This window comes from Roseicyclus sediminis (genome assembly GCF_025515305.1).
In the GTDB taxonomy this organism is placed as follows: Bacteria; Pseudomonadota; Alphaproteobacteria; order Rhodobacterales; family Rhodobacteraceae; genus Roseibacterium; species Roseibacterium sediminis.
The window spans coordinates 381977-398139 of the sequence record NZ_JAOPHT010000003.1 but is presented as its reverse complement, the minus strand read 5'-3'; the positions used below and the strand labels follow the sequence as shown (position 1 = coordinate 398139).

The 16163-nt window shown below is 68.3% G+C and carries 19 protein-coding genes; 8 read left to right on the top strand and 11 right to left on the bottom strand.

All coding sequences use genetic code 11. The features are described 5' to 3' along the window. The first annotated feature begins 34 nt into the window (after positions 1–34). The gene (locus N8I71_RS06820; RefSeq protein ID WP_262877191.1) at positions 35–2638 is read left to right on the top strand and encodes a DUF4175 domain-containing protein; all 2604 of its coding nucleotides are present in this window, start codon (positions 35–37) and stop codon (positions 2636–2638) included. A 12-nt stretch (positions 2639–2650) separates the two neighbouring features. Here the strand turns inward: N8I71_RS06820 and N8I71_RS06815 are convergent, their stop codons facing one another. After that, the gene (locus tag N8I71_RS06815; protein WP_262877190.1) at positions 2651–3595 is read right to left on the bottom strand and encodes a zinc-ribbon domain-containing protein; all 945 of its coding nucleotides are present in this window, start codon (positions 3593–3595) and stop codon (positions 2651–2653) included. Between the two features lie 198 nt (positions 3596–3793). Between N8I71_RS06815 and N8I71_RS06810 the strand changes: the two genes are divergently transcribed. Genes N8I71_RS06810 through N8I71_RS06795 form a run of 4 tightly spaced genes read left to right on the top strand, consistent with a single transcriptional unit; the run spans position 3794 to position 6678 of the window. Beyond that, a complete protein-coding gene (locus N8I71_RS06810; protein WP_262877189.1) occupies positions 3794–4471 on the top strand; it encodes a cell division ATP-binding protein FtsE in 678 nt (225 codons plus the stop codon). Next, entirely contained in the window at positions 4468–5370 is a 903-nt protein-coding gene (locus tag N8I71_RS06805) for a cell division protein FtsX (RefSeq protein WP_262877188.1), read from the top strand. The genes N8I71_RS06810 and N8I71_RS06805 overlap by 4 nt, the downstream gene beginning before the upstream one ends. Continuing rightward, positions 5367–6092 carry a lysophospholipid acyltransferase family protein gene (locus tag N8I71_RS06800; RefSeq protein ID WP_262877187.1) on the top strand — a complete coding sequence of 242 codons (726 nt, stop codon included), beginning with the start codon at positions 5367–5369 and terminating at the stop codon, positions 6090–6092. Before N8I71_RS06805 ends, N8I71_RS06800 begins: the two co-directional genes overlap by 4 nt. Further along, the gene (locus N8I71_RS06795; RefSeq protein ID WP_262877186.1) at positions 6079–6678 is read left to right on the top strand and encodes a pyridoxamine 5'-phosphate oxidase family protein; all 600 of its coding nucleotides are present in this window, start codon (positions 6079–6081) and stop codon (positions 6676–6678) included. Before N8I71_RS06800 ends, N8I71_RS06795 begins: the two co-directional genes overlap by 14 nt. Positions 6679–6706: 28 nt before the next feature. Here the strand turns inward: N8I71_RS06795 and N8I71_RS06790 are convergent, their stop codons facing one another. The 8 genes from N8I71_RS06790 to def (N8I71_RS06755) all read right to left on the bottom strand — a co-directional run bounded on the left by N8I71_RS06790 (position 6707) and on the right by def (N8I71_RS06755) (position 12263). Further along, positions 6707–7153: a hypothetical protein gene (locus tag N8I71_RS06790; RefSeq protein WP_262877185.1), complete on the bottom strand. Its 447-nt coding sequence runs from the start codon at positions 7151–7153 to the stop codon at positions 6707–6709. A 239-nt stretch (positions 7154–7392) separates the two neighbouring features. Next, complete coding sequence (locus tag N8I71_RS06785; RefSeq protein WP_262877184.1) at positions 7393–7845, bottom strand: CIA30 family protein; 453 nt, start codon at positions 7843–7845, stop codon at positions 7393–7395. 80 nt (positions 7846–7925) lie between these two features. Beyond that, positions 7926–8888 carry an acetyl-CoA carboxylase carboxyltransferase subunit alpha gene (locus tag N8I71_RS06780; protein WP_262877247.1) on the bottom strand — a complete coding sequence of 321 codons (963 nt, stop codon included), beginning with the start codon at positions 8886–8888 and terminating at the stop codon, positions 7926–7928. An 81-nt stretch (positions 8889–8969) separates the two neighbouring features. Next, on the bottom strand, positions 8970–9929 hold the full coding sequence (locus N8I71_RS06775; RefSeq protein ID WP_262877183.1) for an L-malyl-CoA/beta-methylmalyl-CoA lyase: 960 nt from the start codon (positions 9927–9929) through the stop codon (positions 8970–8972). 107 nt (positions 9930–10036) lie between these two features. Next, complete coding sequence (locus N8I71_RS06770) at positions 10037–10303, bottom strand: hypothetical protein (protein ID WP_262877182.1); 267 nt, start codon at positions 10301–10303, stop codon at positions 10037–10039. Continuing rightward, a complete protein-coding gene (gene fmt / locus N8I71_RS06765; RefSeq protein ID WP_262877181.1) occupies positions 10300–11214 on the bottom strand; it encodes a methionyl-tRNA formyltransferase in 915 nt (304 codons plus the stop codon). The genes N8I71_RS06770 and fmt overlap by 4 nt, the downstream gene beginning before the upstream one ends. Further along, positions 11214–11708: a peptide deformylase gene (gene def / locus N8I71_RS06760; RefSeq protein ID WP_262877180.1), complete on the bottom strand. Its 495-nt coding sequence runs from the start codon at positions 11706–11708 to the stop codon at positions 11214–11216. Before def (N8I71_RS06760) ends, fmt begins: the two co-directional genes overlap by 1 nt. A gap of 24 nt (positions 11709–11732) precedes the next feature. Then, positions 11733–12263: a peptide deformylase gene (gene def / locus N8I71_RS06755; protein ID WP_262877179.1), complete on the bottom strand. Its 531-nt coding sequence runs from the start codon at positions 12261–12263 to the stop codon at positions 11733–11735. 114 nt (positions 12264–12377) lie between these two features. Here def (N8I71_RS06755) and N8I71_RS06750 point away from each other — a divergent pair, with 114 nt between their 5' ends. Further along, positions 12378–13550 carry a MalY/PatB family protein gene (locus N8I71_RS06750; protein WP_262877178.1) on the top strand — a complete coding sequence of 391 codons (1173 nt, stop codon included), beginning with the start codon at positions 12378–12380 and terminating at the stop codon, positions 13548–13550. Here the strand turns inward: N8I71_RS06750 and N8I71_RS06745 are convergent, their stop codons facing one another. Continuing rightward, positions 13551–14405: a molybdopterin guanine dinucleotide synthesis gene (locus N8I71_RS06745; RefSeq protein WP_262877177.1), complete on the bottom strand. Its 855-nt coding sequence runs from the start codon at positions 14403–14405 to the stop codon at positions 13551–13553. Further along, entirely contained in the window at positions 14392–14982 is a 591-nt protein-coding gene (mobA, locus tag N8I71_RS06740) for a molybdenum cofactor guanylyltransferase MobA (RefSeq protein ID WP_262877176.1), read from the bottom strand. The genes N8I71_RS06745 and mobA overlap by 14 nt, the downstream gene beginning before the upstream one ends. Positions 14983–15114: 132 nt before the next feature. Here mobA and N8I71_RS06735 point away from each other — a divergent pair, with 132 nt between their 5' ends. Both N8I71_RS06735 and N8I71_RS06730 read left to right on the top strand, forming a co-directional pair. Further along, positions 15115–15840 (top strand): AzlC family ABC transporter permease, encoded by a 726-nt coding sequence (locus tag N8I71_RS06735; RefSeq protein WP_262877175.1) that lies wholly within the window; start codon positions 15115–15117, stop codon positions 15838–15840. Next, complete coding sequence (locus N8I71_RS06730) at positions 15837–16163, top strand: AzlD domain-containing protein (RefSeq protein ID WP_262877174.1); 327 nt, start codon at positions 15837–15839, stop codon at positions 16161–16163. Before N8I71_RS06735 ends, N8I71_RS06730 begins: the two co-directional genes overlap by 4 nt.

Below are 16163 nucleotides of genomic sequence, written 5' to 3'. Positions count from 1 at the left end.
GCCGGGCGCCCGGGCATCACGCCCGAAAGGGAGCATGACAGAGCACCGCTCTCCCACCCAAGAGGCGCTTGAACGTCTCGTCTGGCCCCTGCGCCTGACCCGCCTCGGCATGATGGCCGAGCGCGGCGCACGGGCGTTCTGGCCTGTGTGGTCGGTCGTTTTCGTGACCATCGCGGCGCTTGCCTTCGGGGCCGCCAGCGCGCTGCCTCAGCCCTGGGTCTGGGGGATCGGCGCGGGACTGCTGGCGCTCTTCGGCTGGAGCCTTCTGCGCGGCATCGCCCGGTTCCGCATGCCCGGCCGGGACGAAGCGCTTCAGCGCCTCGACCGGACGATGAAGGGCCGGCCGATCACCGCGCTCATGGATACCGTCGCGGTCGGAAGCGCCGACCCGGCGACGCGATCCGTCTGGGAGGTGCATGTCGCGCGCATGGCCGAGCGCGCCGCCTCGGCCCGCGCGCCGGAACCCGACCTGCGCCTGTCGTCCCGCGACCCTTACGCACTTCGCTATGTTGCGGCCACGGCGCTCGCCATGGCGCTTCTTTTCGGCACGCTTGGCCGCGTCACGGAGGTAGGCGACGCCGTCACGCTCGGGCCGGGCGCGGCCTCCGCCTCGGGACCCTCCTGGGAGGGTTGGGTCGAGCCGCCGATCTACACGGGCCTTCCGTCCCTCTATCTCAACGACATCGCAGCGACGGCCTTCGAGGCACCGCAGGGCAGCCGCATCAGCCTGCGCTTCTACGGCGATCCGGGCGAGATCACCGTCGAGTCCGGCATCGGCGCGCCACCCGTGGGCGAGCCGGGGGATACCACGCACACACTCGTCCTTGAGCGTTCGGGCGATCTGACGGTCTATGCCCCTTCCGGCACGCGGAGCTGGACGATTTCCGTCCTGCCCGACCAGGCGCCGGCGGTCATGCTCGATGGCGAACTGGAGGGCGAGCCGCCGGGGCAGATGCAGCTGACCTTCACGGCGACCGACGACTACGGCGTTGCATCCGGCACGGCGACGTTCCGGCTCGACGCGGAGGCAGCGGACCGCCGCTATGGCCTCGCGGTCGAGCCCGAACCGCGCGAGGCGCTGACCCTCGACCTGCCGATGCCGTTCCGCGGCGACCGCGCGGACTTCACCGAGGTGATGGTCGAGGACGTGGCCGCACATCCGCTGGCGAACCTCCCCGTTTCCCTGACGCTCACCGTCACCGACGAGGCCGGCCAGATCGGCACGGTCAGCTACGACATCCCCCGCCTGCCCGGCCGCCGCTTCTTCGACCCGCTCGCCAATGCGATCGTCGAGCTGCGCCGCGACATCCTGTGGAGCCGGGAGAACGCGGATCGGTCCGCCGATCTCCTGCGCGCACTGACGGCGCGGCCCGAGGACGGGCTCGACGAAGGCGTTTTCCTGCAACTGCGCACCGCGATCCGCCGGCTTGAATCCGGTATCGACGGGATCTCGGTCGAGACCCGCGACCAGGTGGCCGAGATCCTCTGGAACGCCGCGCTCGAGCTGGAGGACGGCGACCTCGACGACGCGCTGGAACGCCTTCGCCGCGCGCAGGAACGTCTCAGCGAGGCCATGCGCCAGGGTGCCAGCGACGAGGAAATCGCCGAGCTGATGCAGGAACTGCGCGAGGCGATGAACGACTACATGCGCGAGCTTGCCCAGAACGCCGAGCCGGGCAACGAGACCGATCAGCCCGACCAGGGCGAGCGGATGGAAATGTCCATGGCCGATCTCGACGAGATGCTGCGCCGGATCGAAGAACTGATGCAGCAGGGCCGCATGGAAGAGGCCCAGGAAATGCTGAACGCGCTCCAGCAGATGCTGGAGAACATGGAAATCACCCAAGGTGAGGGCGGCGACGGCCCGCAGACCCCCGGCCAGGAGGCGATGGAGGGGCTGCAGGACACGCTTCGCGAGCAGCAGGACCTGTCCGACGACAGTTTCCAGCAGCTGCAGGAACAGTTCGGCGGCCAGCAGAGCCGTTCGCAGGAAGGGCAGCAGGGCAACCCCGGTGGACGCCAGGGCGAGACCGGCGACACACCGCAAGGTCCGGGCCAGGGCGACCAGCAGGGCCAGCAGCCGGGCGAGATGCCCGGCCCGCCTGGAACCCAGTTCGGTGAAGGCGAAGGCGGCGAGAACGGCCTGTCGCTGGCCGAACGGCAGGAGGCGCTGCGCCGCCAGCTGGAAGAACAGGCCCGCCGCCTGCCCGGCACCGGCACGGAGGAAGGCGACGAGGCGCTGCGGCAGCTGGACGACGCCGGTCGCGCCATGGACGAGGCCGCCGAGGCACTTGAGAACGGCGACATCGCCGGCGCGCTCGACCGGCAGTCGGACGCCATGGAATCGATGCGCGAGGGGATGACGGCGCTGGGGCGCGCCCTCGCCCGCGAGGAAGGCCGCGAACCCGGACAGGGCCAGGCGGAAGGCGCGATGCCGTCCGACAGGCCGCTCCAGGATCCGCTGGGCCGGCAGGCGGGCAACTCCGGCTCCTTCGGCTCGGACGAAAGCATCGAGTCGCGGGAAGATGCATTCCGCCGGTCCCGCGAACTGCTCGACGAGTTGCGCCGGCGGTCGGCCGAGCAGGACCGCCCGGACGTCGAGCTGGAATACCTGCGCAGGCTTCTCGACCAGTTCTGAGACGGGTCGCGCCTACTGGGCCGGGGTGTCTTCGCCCTCGGCCAGCCCGCGCGCGACCTCGTCCAGCCAGAACCGCGCGCCGTCCACTTGCGAGGCGAAGCTTTCGACCGCAGGCGCAAGGGCCGGCACGCTTTCCACCAGCATATCCGAATTGACATAGGCCCAGGACAGGCCGCCCATGACCGCGAGCGTCAGGATGAAGCCGAGGCGCACGCCCCGGCGTCGTCCTGCGGCGGCCGCCTGGATCGCATCGTCGGCCCGCTCATCGGCAGATGTCGCATCGGCCGAGGCGCGCAGCGTGGAGTTGATTTCCTCGATATCCGGCAGGAGATCGCGGCGCGGTCCGCCCGCAAGCGCCGAGCCGGCGGCGCCGACGGCGAAGGCGTCCTCCGCATCCTCCAGTTCGGACCGGCGTCGGGCACGGTTGACGTCCTGCGGCTCTTCCTCGAGCGGCATCTCGGCCTGCGTTTCGACGGGATCGGCCTCGGCGCGGCGCAGGCGGGCCTCGCGCTCGGCCTCTTCGCGCAGGATGTCGCGAACGGCGGGGTCGATCGGACGCCGCCCGGGTTCACCCACGTCCTGCACGGAGGGTTCATCCTCGTCGGCGTCGTTTTCACCCACGACGCGCGTGGCGGTCTCCACCTCTTCCGAAAGCGTGGCCGCAACGGGGGCGACCGGCTCGGGCTCGGGCTCAGGCTCGGGCTCGGGTTCACGCTCAGGCTCTGGTTCAAGCTCAGGCTCAGGCTCAGGCTCAGGCTCCGGAACGGCTTCCTCCGCCAGCGTCTCCGCTTCCGGCGTCTCCTCGGCGGGCGGGGTCGGCTCGGGCTGCATGGCCGGCCGGCCCGGCTGGAACCACGTCGTGGAGCAGTCGGAGCACTGCACATCCCGCCCCTCTGGCGGGATCATGGCGTCGTCGACCTCGTAGCGCGCGCCGCAGTTGGGACAGGTCAGCCGCATCGCAATCCGTATCTCCCGGCGCGTAAGAGCCGGGTCAATCGAAGGGTTCCTTGTTGGCTTTCTTGTACCAACGCCGTGATTCCATTCCAAGAGTCCTGATTCGTTCCGTGGATTTCCGTGTCGGACCGGGGCGCGATTGCAACCGTCGCCTTTCCGGTGCAAGACAGGGCGCGAGGCAACCGGCGAGGAACCGCAGACGTGATCGCGATGCAGGACGCCGCATATGGCTATGGGTCCGAGCCCCTCCTGTCTGGCCTGACGCTGGAGCTTGCACCGGGCTCGTTCTACTTCCTCACGGGGCCCTCGGGCGCTGGAAAGACGACGTTTCTCAAGCTGTGCTACGCCGAGCTTCTGCCGACATCGGGCCGCGTGTCCCTGCTTGGACAGGACGCCGGGAGCATCGGCCGCGACGAGGTTGCGGATCTGCGCGCCCGCATCGGCGTCGTGCACCAGGACTGCCAGTTCCTCGACCACCTGCCCACCGAGGAAAACATATCGCTTCCGCTGACCGTGACGGGCCGCGCCACCCCTGCGCACCAGAACGATCTGGCCGAACTGGTCGCATGGGTCGGGCTTTCGGCAAGGGCACGGGCCTTGCCCCCCGAACTCTCCGGCGGCGAACGGCAGCGCGCGGCGCTTGCCCGCGCCGTCATCATGGATCCCGAGATCATTCTCGCCGACGAGCCCACCGGAAACGTCGACTGGGAAATGTCGCTCAGGCTTCTGCAGCTTCTGGTGGAGCTGAACCGCATGGGCAAGACCGTGCTCATCGCCACCCATGATCTGGCGCTCATCCGTGCCGCAAAGAGCCAGGTCCAGGCGCGCGTGCTGCGGATCAAGGACGGCAACGTGGCCATCGCCGGGGCCGACCTGTGAGCGTGGCGGGCGATGCCTTCGCGCTTCTGCGCGGCGATGTGCAGGCCGATCGCGTTGTGCCACGCACGGGACAGGCGGCGCGGCTTTCGGTGCTGACCTCGGCGGCGATGGCCTTCCTCGCCGTCTTCGCGATGGCGCTGTCCATGGCCTCGGGGCGTCTGGCTGACCGCTGGTCCTCGGCGCTGGCGCAATCCTCGACGATCCGCATCTCCGCGCCGGCCGCCGAACTCGAGGCGCAGACCTGGGCGGTCCTGACCGTTCTGGAACAGACCCCCGGCATCGACAGCGCCCGCGCCATCACCGAGGAAGAACAACGCGCGCTCCTGACGCCATGGTTCGGCCCGGAACTGCCGGTCGAGGACCTGCCGGTGCCGCGCCTCATCGAGATCGTGGAAACCCCCGAGGGCTACGATGCCGACGGGCTCAGGCAACGCCTCGCCGCCGAGGCGCCCGGAGCCGTTCTGGACGATCACACGCGCTGGCGGAGGCCTTTGGTCGAGGCGGCGGGGCGTCTGAGGCTTCTGGGCTGGATCTCGCTGGGCCTGATCGCGGTGGCGACGGGCGCGATGGTGACGCTGGCCGCGCAGGCCGCGCTCTCGGCCAACGAACAGGTGATCCGCGTGCTGCGGCTCGTCGGTGCGCGCGACGCCTACATCGCCCGCGCCTTCGTGCGGCGCTTCACGCTGCGCACCCTGACCGGCGCCGCGGCGGGCACGGCCGCGGGCATGGTGGGTATCGCCCTCCTGCCGCGGGCGGATGCCGCGGCGTCCTTCCTCACCGGACTGGGGTACTCGGGCCTCGCCTGGCTCTGGCCTCTCATGATCCCGCCGCTTGCCGCCCTCGTGGCCTTCGCCGCGACACGCATCGCGGCCTTCCGAACGCTGAGGGCGTTGCAATGATCCAGTGGCTCCGCTCGCTCATTTTCATTGGGCAGATGTACCTGATGATGGCGCTCATGGCCGTGTTCTTCACGCCCTGGGCCCTGGTCGACAGGCGCGGCGCATTCGCGGGCGTCCGAACCTACACGAAATGGGTCCGCTGGACCGCGGCCTGGATGGTGGGCCTGAAGACCGAGATCCGGGGCACGCCACCCACGGGCGAGGTCCTGATCGCGGCCAAGCACCAGAGCTTCCTCGACATCATCATGATCGTCTCGGTCGTCCCGCGCCCGAAGTTCATCATGAAGCAGCAGCTGAAATGGGCGCCGATCCTGGGGTGGTACGCCCTGCGCATCGGCTGCGTGCCGGTCGACCGCGGCAAGCGCGCCGAGGCGATCCGGCAGATGGTGGAGGGCGTGAAGAAGGGCACCCAGTTGCCGGGGCAGCTCATCATCTACCCGCAGGGCACCCGTGTCGCGCCGGGCGCGGCCAAGCCCTACAAGGTCGGAAGCGCGATCCTGTACCAGGAGACCGGCCAGACCTGCATTCCCGCCGCAACCAATGTCGGCGTCTTCTGGCCGCGGCATGGCATCTACCGCAAGCCCGGCCTCGCCGTGGTCGAGTTCCTGCCGCCGATCGAACCGGGCATGGAGCAGCGGGACTTCATGGTGCGGCTTGAAACCGAGGTCGAGGCTGCCTCGAACCGCCTGATGAAGGAGGCCGGTTTCCATGCGAAGGATTGAGGATATCGCCGCGCTCGAGGCACTCTACGAGGCGCCGGTCGCAGCATCGCTGACCAAGGTCACGTCGCGGATCACACCGCTCTACCGGCGCTGGATCGACGCCGCCCGGTTCTGCATCCTGTCGACCGTTGGCCCCGAGGGCACCGATGCCACGCCGCGGGGGGATGACGGCCCCGTGGTCCGGATCGTGAACGACACGACGATCTGGCTGCCCGACTGGCGGGGGAACAACCGGCTCGACAGCCTGCGCAACATCGTCCGGGACGGGCGCGCTTCGCTGCTGTTCATGGTGCCGGGGTCGAACAACGTCGTCCGCGTGAACGGGACCGCGGTTCTGACCGACGACCCCGAGGTGACGCAGACGTTCGAACAACGCGGCAAGCACCCGCGTACCGTCGTCGTGATCTCGGTCCGCGAGGTCTATTTCCAGTGTGCCAAGGCGTTGATGCGCGCAGGACTATGGACGCGCGACGATGCCGCCGGCGTTCCGACCGCCGGCGAGCTGGTACGCGAGCAGGATTCCACCTTCGACGCCGAGACCTACGACACCGGGTACGAGGACTACGCGCGCCCGCGAATGTGGTAGGATCCCGCGCTGCCGGCTGCCATCGGGCTCACTCGGCCGCGATGGAGCCTGCGTCGCCGCCGTCCGTTTCGGGACGCTTCACAGAGGTCACGGGAATGCGCCGGCCGCCCGCCGCCACTTCCGCCACAAGGTCCGGACGGCGGACCCGGCGCGGCGCGACCGGTTCGACGGCAGCGTTGCCCGGTGCATCCTTGCCCAGGTCGTGAAGTGGTGCCGGGCGCCGGAAGACCATGATTGTCCGCTCGACGTCATGGATCAGGAACAGAAACTTTCGCCGACGCTCCCTCAGCGCCTCGGCGCCGATGAAGTCCCATCCTTCCAGACCCATCTCTGTCATCAGATCAGCGATGGTGCTGGCGTATTTGTCCATGCCATCCAGACGTTTCTGGCGACGACGGCTTTGCAAAGGTGCCGGAAGCACCTTGTATTCGAAATAGCTCATAAAAATGCACCGAATATTGATGTCGGGCGCCAAAACCTGCTCCCCATAAGACTTATGGCAAAAACAAGGCAATCTGGGCAATCTCATGGCGACGGTTGCGTTGCGAACAGACTGTTTACCGCAGAGCTACGTGCCATTTTCTTTTTTTGTCAGATGCTTGTGGCGCTCTGCCCGGGAAGGAGCCTTTCGGCGACGAGGCGCCGCAACGGCATGCCGGTAAACAATCGACCGCAACGCCATTCATTGTGTCAGAGTTGTGCTCGGCCGTCGTCTCAGGACCAGCCGAAAGCGGCGATGGACACATCCGCGACGTGGTCCCGCCCATAGGCCACAAGGCCGATCGACCGGATATCGCCCGGCCTGAGCGTGCCGGGCAGCAAACCGCCCGAGGGGTGGAACTCGGTGAAGGGCAATGTCACGTCGCGCCAGTCGGACGAGGTGTCGAACTGCGCCTGGTAATATTGCCAGGGCAGCCGCGTGCGGGTGGTCCGGAGGTGGATGAAATAGGGTTCCCCGTTGCCGCGCACCCGCACGACGAGGGCACGCGCATCGTCCGGCAGACCATTCACAGACGTGCGAACCTGGATGAAGCCGCCGCGGTTCTCGGTGGAGACGGTCCCCCGGAGCCGTACCGCGCCTCCCTCGGCCTCGGCCACCCCCTCCGACACGCCGCCCATGACGGTGTCGGCGAGGTAGCTCCAGCTGGCATCCGCGGCGGGTATCATCGTGGCGGTTTCTCCACGCGTTGCGGTGGGACGTGACAAGAGGACCGCGGCGGCGCCAAGCATCGCCGCGCGGCGGCCGATCACGCGGCCAGTCCCTTCGAGCCCATGTCGAGATACTTCTTGCGACGCGACGCGATCAGCTTGCCGCGCTCGGCGCCCTTCATCTGCGCCAGCATCGAGCGGATGGCCTTGCCGACCTCGGCGATCGTCGCCTCCCGGTCGCGCTGCGCACCGCCGAGCGGCTCCTTGATGACGAGGTCGCAAACGCCGAGCTTGTGGAGGTCCTGCGCGGTCAGGCGAAGCGCCTCGGCGGCCTCGCGCATCTTCTCGGCATCCTTCCACAGGATCGAGGCGCAGCCCTCGGGCGAGATCACCGAATAGACGGCGTGTTCCAGCATGGCGAGACGGTCGGCGGTGGCGAAGGCGACAGCACCGCCCGACCCGCCCTCACCGATGATGATCGAGATCAGCGGTACGCCGATCTGGAGGCATTTCTCGGTCGAGCGCGCGATGGCTTCGGATTGCCCGCGTTCCTCGGCGCCCTTGCCGGGGTAGGCGCCGGGCGTGTCCACCAGCGTCACCACCGGCAGGCCGAAGCGGTCGGCCATGTCCATCAGGCGCACCGCCTTACGGTACCCTTCGGGCCGCGCCATGCCGAAGTTCCGTTCGATCCGCGTCTTGGTGTCGTTGCCCTTCTCGTGGCCGATCACCATCACCGGGATATCGTCGAAACGGGCCAGTCCGCCCATCACGGCATGATCGTCGGCGAAGTTCCGGTCGCCGGCCAGCGGCGTGTACTCGGTGAAGAGCGCCGCGATATAGTCAGAGCAATGCGGCCTGTCGGGGTGCCGTGCGACCTGGCATTTCCGCCAGGGCGTGAGGCCCTTGTAGAGATCGCGGAGCATGTCCGCGGCCTTCTTGTCGAGGGCGGCGGCCTCCTGCTCGACGTCCATCTCCTGATTGCGGCGAGCGAGCGCGCGGAGTTCCTCCGCCTTGCCCTCGATCTCGGCCAGCGGTTTCTCGAAGTCGAGATAGTTCGTCATCGGCATGCCCGGTCCTCGCCTCTGCGCAAGCCGGTATATGACGGCGCGGAGGCGCGGATGCAACAGAGGCGGCGAAGCGCCTCAGCCCGCCGCGATCATCTCGGCCTGCTTCACGATCACCTCCGCCTGCTTGATCGAGGCGATGTCGACGAGGCGACCCTTGTAGACCGTCGCGCCCTGCCCTTCGGCCTTGGCCTTCTCCATCGCGGCGAGGATCTCGCGCGCCTCGGTCACGGCGGCTTCGGACGGCGTGAAGACCTCGTTCGCCAGCGCCACCTGCCTGGGGTGGATCGCCCATTTGCCGACCATGCCGAGCGTGGCCGAACGGCGGGCCTGGGCGAGGAACCCCTCTTCGTCCGAGAAATCGCCGAAGGGGCCGTCCACCGGCAGAACACCATGCGTGCGGCACGCCGCGACGATGGCCGCCTGCGCCCAATGCCACGGATCGGACCAGTATTTCTGACCCTCGCGGTGCATGTAGTAGTTTTCCTGGGTGCCGCCGATGCCGGTCGTCTGCATCCCCATGGAGGCCGCGAAATCCGCCGCGCCAAGGCTCATGGCCTGCAGGCGGGGGGAGGCCGCGGCGATCTCCTCGACATGGGCGATGCCCGCGGCGCTTTCGATGATGACCTCGAAGGCGATGCGCTTTGTCCGTCCCATCGCCGCCTCGATCGAGGTCACCAGCGCATCGACCGCGTAGATGTCGCCCGCGTTGCCCACCTTCGGAATCATGATCTGGTCCAGCCGGTCCGAAGCCTGCTCCAGCAGGTCGACCACGTCGCGGTACCAGTAGGGGCTGTCGAGCCCGTTGATCCTGACGCTCAAGGTCTTCTTGCCCCAGTCCACGTCGCCGATGGCCTGGATCACGTTCCTGCGTGCCTCGGGCTTGTCGTCGGGCGCGACGGAATCCTCCAGATCGAGGTTGATCACATCGGCGGCGGACCCCGCCATCTTCTCGAAGATCGCAGGCCGCGAGCCCGGACCGAACAGCTGGCAGCGGTTGGGGCGGGCGACGGGTTGCGGCTGGATGCGGAAGCTCATGGGTGTCCCTCAGGCGAAAGGATGTTTCGTCTTGTTCGGGTCACGGGATAGATTGCTGCGTCGCCACACGCAAGCGCTGCATTGCAGCATGACACGAAACGCCGCAATCAGCGGCGGTCGCGCTTCTGCTTTCGGCGATAGGCGACCTCGGTCGGGATCAGGATCAGCGCGGCGGCCGATCCGATGATCGCATCCACGCCGGGCGAGCCGAAAGACAGCCCGAAAAGCGACCGCAGGAAATAGAGGACGAGCACTGCGCCGAAGGTGATCAGTACGGACGGGACGATCCCGTTGTGCGACCAGCCCCAGCGCTCGAACAGGACGGCGACGATACCGGCCAGCATCAGCGAGCCGAAGAACGAGAACAGGATCATGCCGCCACTCCTACGCGCGTGCCGGGCGGCAATCTCGCGCCGCGCAGCCATTCCTCGGCAGACATAGGGCCTTTGCCTTCCGGTTGCACCTCCCGGAGCGCGATGGCGCCGGACCCGCAGGCGATTTTCGCACCGTCGAGGACGGTGCCGGGCACGCCGGAGCCTTCTGCCAGCCCGGACCGCAAAAGCTTAACCCGCTTGCCCCCGGCCATGGTCCATGCGCCGGGAAAGGGCGACAGGCCCCGGATCTGCCGGTCGATCTCCACCGCGTCGCGCGTCCAGTCGATGGCGGCCTCGGCCTTGTCGATCTTCGCGGCGTAGGTGACGCCCTCCCCGGGCTGCACCTCCGGCACCAGCGTGTCTATCCGGCGCAGCGCCTCGACGATGGCCTCCGCACCCAGCATCGAAAGCCTGTCATGCAGCTCGCCCGCGGTCTCCTCCGCGCCGATCTCCAGCGCGCGGCGCAGCAACACCGGCCCGGTATCGAGCCCCGCCTCCATGTGCATGATGCAGACGCCCGTCTCGGCATCGCCCGCCATGATCGCCCGCTGGATCGGGGCGGCGCCGCGCCAGCGCGGCAGAAGGCTTGCGTGGATGTTGAGGCACCCCATCCGCGGCGCGTCGAGCACCGCTTGCGGCAGGATCAGGCCGTAGGCAACGACCACGGCGATGTCGGCGTCGAGCGCCGCGAAGTCCGCCTGCGCCTCGGCGCCTTTCAGACTGACCGGGTGGCGCACCGGAAGGCCCAGCGCCTCGGCCCGTGCCTGCACCGGGCTTGGCCGGTCCTTCTTGCCGCGTCCGGCGGGGCGTGGCGGCTGGCAGTAGACGCAAAGGACCTCGTGTCCGGCGGAGGCCAGCGCATCCAGAACCGGCACCGAGAAATCCGGCGTTCCCATGAACACGACCCGCATCAGGCGTGTTTCCTTGCGCGGCGCAGAAGCATGTCGCGTTTCGTCTTCGACAGCCGGTCGAAATACATCCGCCCCGCAAGGTGGTCGATCTGATGCTGGACCGAGGTGCCCCAGAGGTCCTCGAAGGTCTGGCGCACGCGGAAGCCGTGGTGATCGGTGAAGGCGACGATCACGGGCGAAGGGCGGGTGATCTTCGCGCTGACGCCGGGAAGGTTCGGGCTCCCCTCCTCCCAGTCGAAGGTGCCGGGGCCGGCGGCGATGATCTCGGGGTCGGCAATCCGAACCGCCTTGCCGCGCTCGGGGCTGCAATCGACGACGGCAAGGCGCAGCATCACGCCGATCTGCGGGGCGGCGAGGCCGACGCCGGGCATCGCCTCCATCGTGTCGATCATGTCGTCCCAGATCGCGCGGATCTCGTCGGTGATCTTGCCGACGGGCGCAGCGGCGGTGCGCAGGCGCTTGTCGGGCCACGGAACGAAGGGCCTAACCGCCATGGTGCGCCTCCCGGCGGCAGATGCTCACGCGCGCTCCTGCTCCCGCGCGCGCTCCTTCTTCAGCTTGACCATCTTGCGGGTGATGAGCTGGCGCTTCAGCGGCGAGAGGTAGTCGATGAAGAGCTTGCCGTTCAGGTGGTCGATCTCGTGCTGCACGCAGGTCGCCCAGAGGCCGGCGAAGGTCTCCTCGGCCGGGTTGCCGTTCCGGTCCATCCAACGGACGGTGACCTCGGCGGGGCGGGTCACGTCGGCGAAGGTCTCGGGGATCGAAAGGCAGCCTTCCTCGTAGACGCTTTTCTCGTCCGAAGACGCCACGATCTCGGGGTTGAACATGGCCATTGGACGGGGGGCGGCGCCCTCCTCCTTCACGCAGTCCATCACGATCAGGCGGTGCGACAGCCCGATCTGCGGCGCCGCCAGGCCGATGCCGGGCGCGTCGTACATGGTCTCGAGCATGTCATCGGCCAGCCGTCGAAATTCGTCGGACAGGTCCGGGACGGCATCGGCCACTTTCTTGAGGCGCGGGTCGGGATGGATCAGGATCGGCAGTTTCATGATCCGGGAAATAGGCGATCGAGGCACGCGCCGCAACGGGCGAGCGTCAGTCGGCCCCTCTTGCACCCGCCGACCCCGCGACTAGGGTATCGGCGGAAAACAGCGAGGCCATTCATGTCATTCGACGAGATCATCGACCGCAGGGGAACCATCAGCAGCAAGTGGGACAGGATCGAGGCCCTTTATGGCATTCCCCCGGCCGAGGGCATCGCCATGTGGACCGCCGACAGCGACTACCCCACCGCGCCCTGCGTGATCGAGGCCGTGCACAAGGCCGCCGATTTCGGGATCTTCGGCTACACGTTCTACGAGGAAAGCTATCTTGGCGCGATCCAGTGGTGGATGCAGGCCCGCCACGGCTGGCGCATCGAGCAGGACTGGATCCTGACCTGCCAGGGCCTCGGCAACGCGATCCAGCTGTGCCTGCAGGCCTTCAGCGCGCCGGGCGAGCGCGTGGCCTACTTCACGCCGGTCTATCACGAGTTCCGCGTGAAGACCGAGAAGGCCGGCCGCGTGCCGCTGGAACTGCCGATGGTCCGCGATGGCGACAGCTACGTGCTGGACCTCGACGACGCGGCGGCGCGGATCACGCCCGACACCCGCATCCTCATCTTCTGCGCGCCGCAGAACCCCTCGGGCCGAATCTGGACGCGCGAGGAGATGGCCGCCGTGGCCGCCTTCGCCGAACGGCATGACCTGATCCTCGTCTCCGACGAGGTGCATTGCGACCTGCTGTTCCCGGGGCAGCGCCACGTGCCGATGGACATCGCCGCACCCGAGATGCGCCACCGCACCGTTACGCTCAATTCGACCTCCAAGACATTCAACCTCGCCGGCATGAAGACGGGGAACATGATCGTGCCCGACCCGGACCTGCGCGGCGCCCTGGCCGATCTGCTGCGCAAGCTCGACTACATGGCAGCCTGCCTCGCGCTGCCGATGGTGAAGGCCGCCTATTCCCCCGAAGGCGCGGCCTGGGTCGATGCGCAGATGGAGTATCTCGAAGGCAACCGCCGCATCTTCGACGAAGCGATCAACCGGATCCCGGGCGTATGGTCGATGCCGCTGCAGGCGACCTACCTGCCATGGGTCGATTTCTCGGGCACCGGCATGACGCCGGAGGAAGTGGCACAGCGCATCCACGGCAAGGCGCGGATCGCGGTTCCGATGGGCGCGCAGTTCGGCACCGGCGGCGAAACCTTCGTTCGCTTCAACATCGCGACGCCGCGCGCCGTGGTCGCCGAAGCGGTCGCGCGGATGCAGGACGCCTTCTCGGATCTTCAGTAGTCAGGGCAGCGCGGCGGCGATCTCGTCCGTCGCGCCATGGCCGAGGATCCAGCCCTCGACCGGGTCCCCCTCGCGAAGGAGTGCATCCAGCCTGTGCCCCGGAAGCCGCCCGAGCGCCCAGGCCAGCACGCGGACCTGAGCGCGGTCGGGGATCTCGCCCGCCCGGGCGCGGGCCTCGATCATGCGCGCGAACAGCCCCGGATAGCATTCGGCCAGAACGACTTGCGTGTCCGGCGCCTCGAACGGCGCAACCGAAAGAACCTCGCCGTAGTGATCGCGCAGGTCCTGCAGGCGCGCGATCCCGAGCAGCGCCTGCGACCCGACAGAGCCCGCGCCCATCAGCTGAAAACAGGGTTTGGACCTTGGGATCAGGCGCTCGATCGTGCGCCGCTCGGGGAAGGAAAAGGGCGCATAGGCGGGCTTGCGGAACGGAACGCCGGGGACTTCGGCACCCTGCGGATGACCCCAGAACGGCCCATCCGCACCGAACCGCGCGTTCAGACCGGATGCCACGGCGAAGCGGTTGTTGCCGTTGCGCTCGTCATCCTCCACCGCCCGCGAGAGATACGCCCAGAGAGACAGGGGATCGTCCTCCCCCGTCACGGCGCGCGCAAAGCCGTTCGGGTAGGCGAAGGGGAAGTCGAAGGCGAGCAGCACCCGGCGGCCTGCGCGCAGCTCTCCGTCGAGGAGGCCGCGCAGGCTTCGCATCGTCTGGGCGCGGGTGCGCTGGTAAAGCGTCGCCACAGCGCCATCGCGGCAAAGTCCGACGAAGATCGCGTCCTTCGAGGGCCGAGCCGGGGAGGGAACCGACCGCGCGGACCAGTCCACGACGGCGACGGTGTCAAAGCCCCTCATCGCGCAACCTTTCCGTCGCGGCCCGAAGGTCTTCGGGAGTGTTCACGTTGAGGAATGCATCCGCATGGTCGAACCGGACGGGAACGGCGCCGATCCCGGCAGTCCAGACGCGCACCTTCCGCGTCCCCCCGTCGAGCGCCTCGCGCAGGCCCGGCGCAAGCCCTACCGACCAGAGACCGGTCGTCGCCTGGGGGCCCTGCGCCGTCTCGGCATAGGCGGCGACCGCCCCCGCTGAGACCAGCCGCGAAGCCAGGTCGGCGGGCAGGAAAGGCGTGTCCACCGCAGCCGTCAGCACGGTCTCCGCCCCCATCGCCCGCGCCCAGTCCATCGCCGCAAGAATGCCGCCGAGAGGCCCCCGGTCCGGGATGGCATCCGGCAGAAGCGGCAGGCCGAAGACACTCAGCCCCGCATCGCCCGTGTTGAGCGCGAGCCGCGACACCTGCGGCGCAAGCCGATCGATCACATGCGCGGCAAGAGGGCGGCCGCCAAGCTCGGCAAAGGCCTTGCGCCCGCCGATCCGCGTACCCGCCCCGCCCGCGAGGATAACCCCCGGCGGCAAGTCCGAACCTGTCGTCACGGCATCCAACCCATACCGCCCCCACCAAAGCGCACCGCCATCAGGAATGCTGATCCCGGCCATTGGCGGAGGGCGATTGCATCCCGATGCACCCCGGTCTAACCGAGGCGTCGGCAAGCGGAAAGGACCCCGATGCAGCCCGAGATCCGACCATCGCAGGCGTTCTGGCAGGGCGTGACTGGCGCTCTGCCCTTCACGATCGTCGTGATGCCATTCGGTCTTCTGTTCGGCGTCGTCGGCACCGAGGCGGGATTGGACCTCGCCCAGGTGATGGGTTTCTCCTTCCTCGTGATCGCGGGCGCCTCGCAATTCGCGGCGCTGCAACTGATGACCGAGAACGCACCGACGCTGATTGTCGTGGCCTCGGCGCTCGCCGTGAACCTGCGCATGGCGATGTATTCGGCCTCGCTCGCCCCGTATCTGGGCCCGGCGCCGCTCTGGCAGCGGGCGCTCATCGCCTACATGATGGTCGACCAGACCTATGCGCTGTCGCAGCAGCGCTACGAAGCCGCACCGCCCCTGTCGCTTTCGGCCAAGGTCGCGTTCTTCTTTGGCGCCGCCGCGCCCGTCGTGCCGATCTGGTATGCCGCGACACTGGCGGGCGTCCTTGTCGGGACGGCCATCCCACCGGAATGGGGCCTCGACTTCGCCGTGCCGATCACCTTCCTCGCCCTGACAGCGCCCGCGCTGCGGACGGTCGCCCATATCGGGGCCGCCTTCACCTCGGTCACGGTGGTCCTTCTGTGCGCCGGGCTGCCCTGGAACCTCGGGCTTCTGGTGGCCGGACTTGCCGGCATGGTCGTGGGCGCCGAGATCGAGCGGCGCATGACCGCCCGAACGGAGGACGCCGCCGAATGAACTACACCGACACGCAGATCTGGCTCATCGTGGCGCTCATGGGGATCGGGACGTTCCTCATCCGCTTTTCCTTCCTCGGCCTCGTGGGGAACAGGCCGCTGCCCGACTGGCTGTTGCGGCACCTGCGCTATACCGCCGTGGCGATCCTGCCCGCTCTTGTCGCGCCACTCGTCCTTTGGCCACCGGCCACCGGCGGCACGCCCGAGGCTTCGAGGCTGGCTGCCGCCGCCGCGACCGTCGCCGTCGGCTACGCAACGAAAAGCCCGATCTGGGGCATTCTCGCGGGCTTCTTCACCTTCGTCGGCGTCGGCGCGCTGACCTGA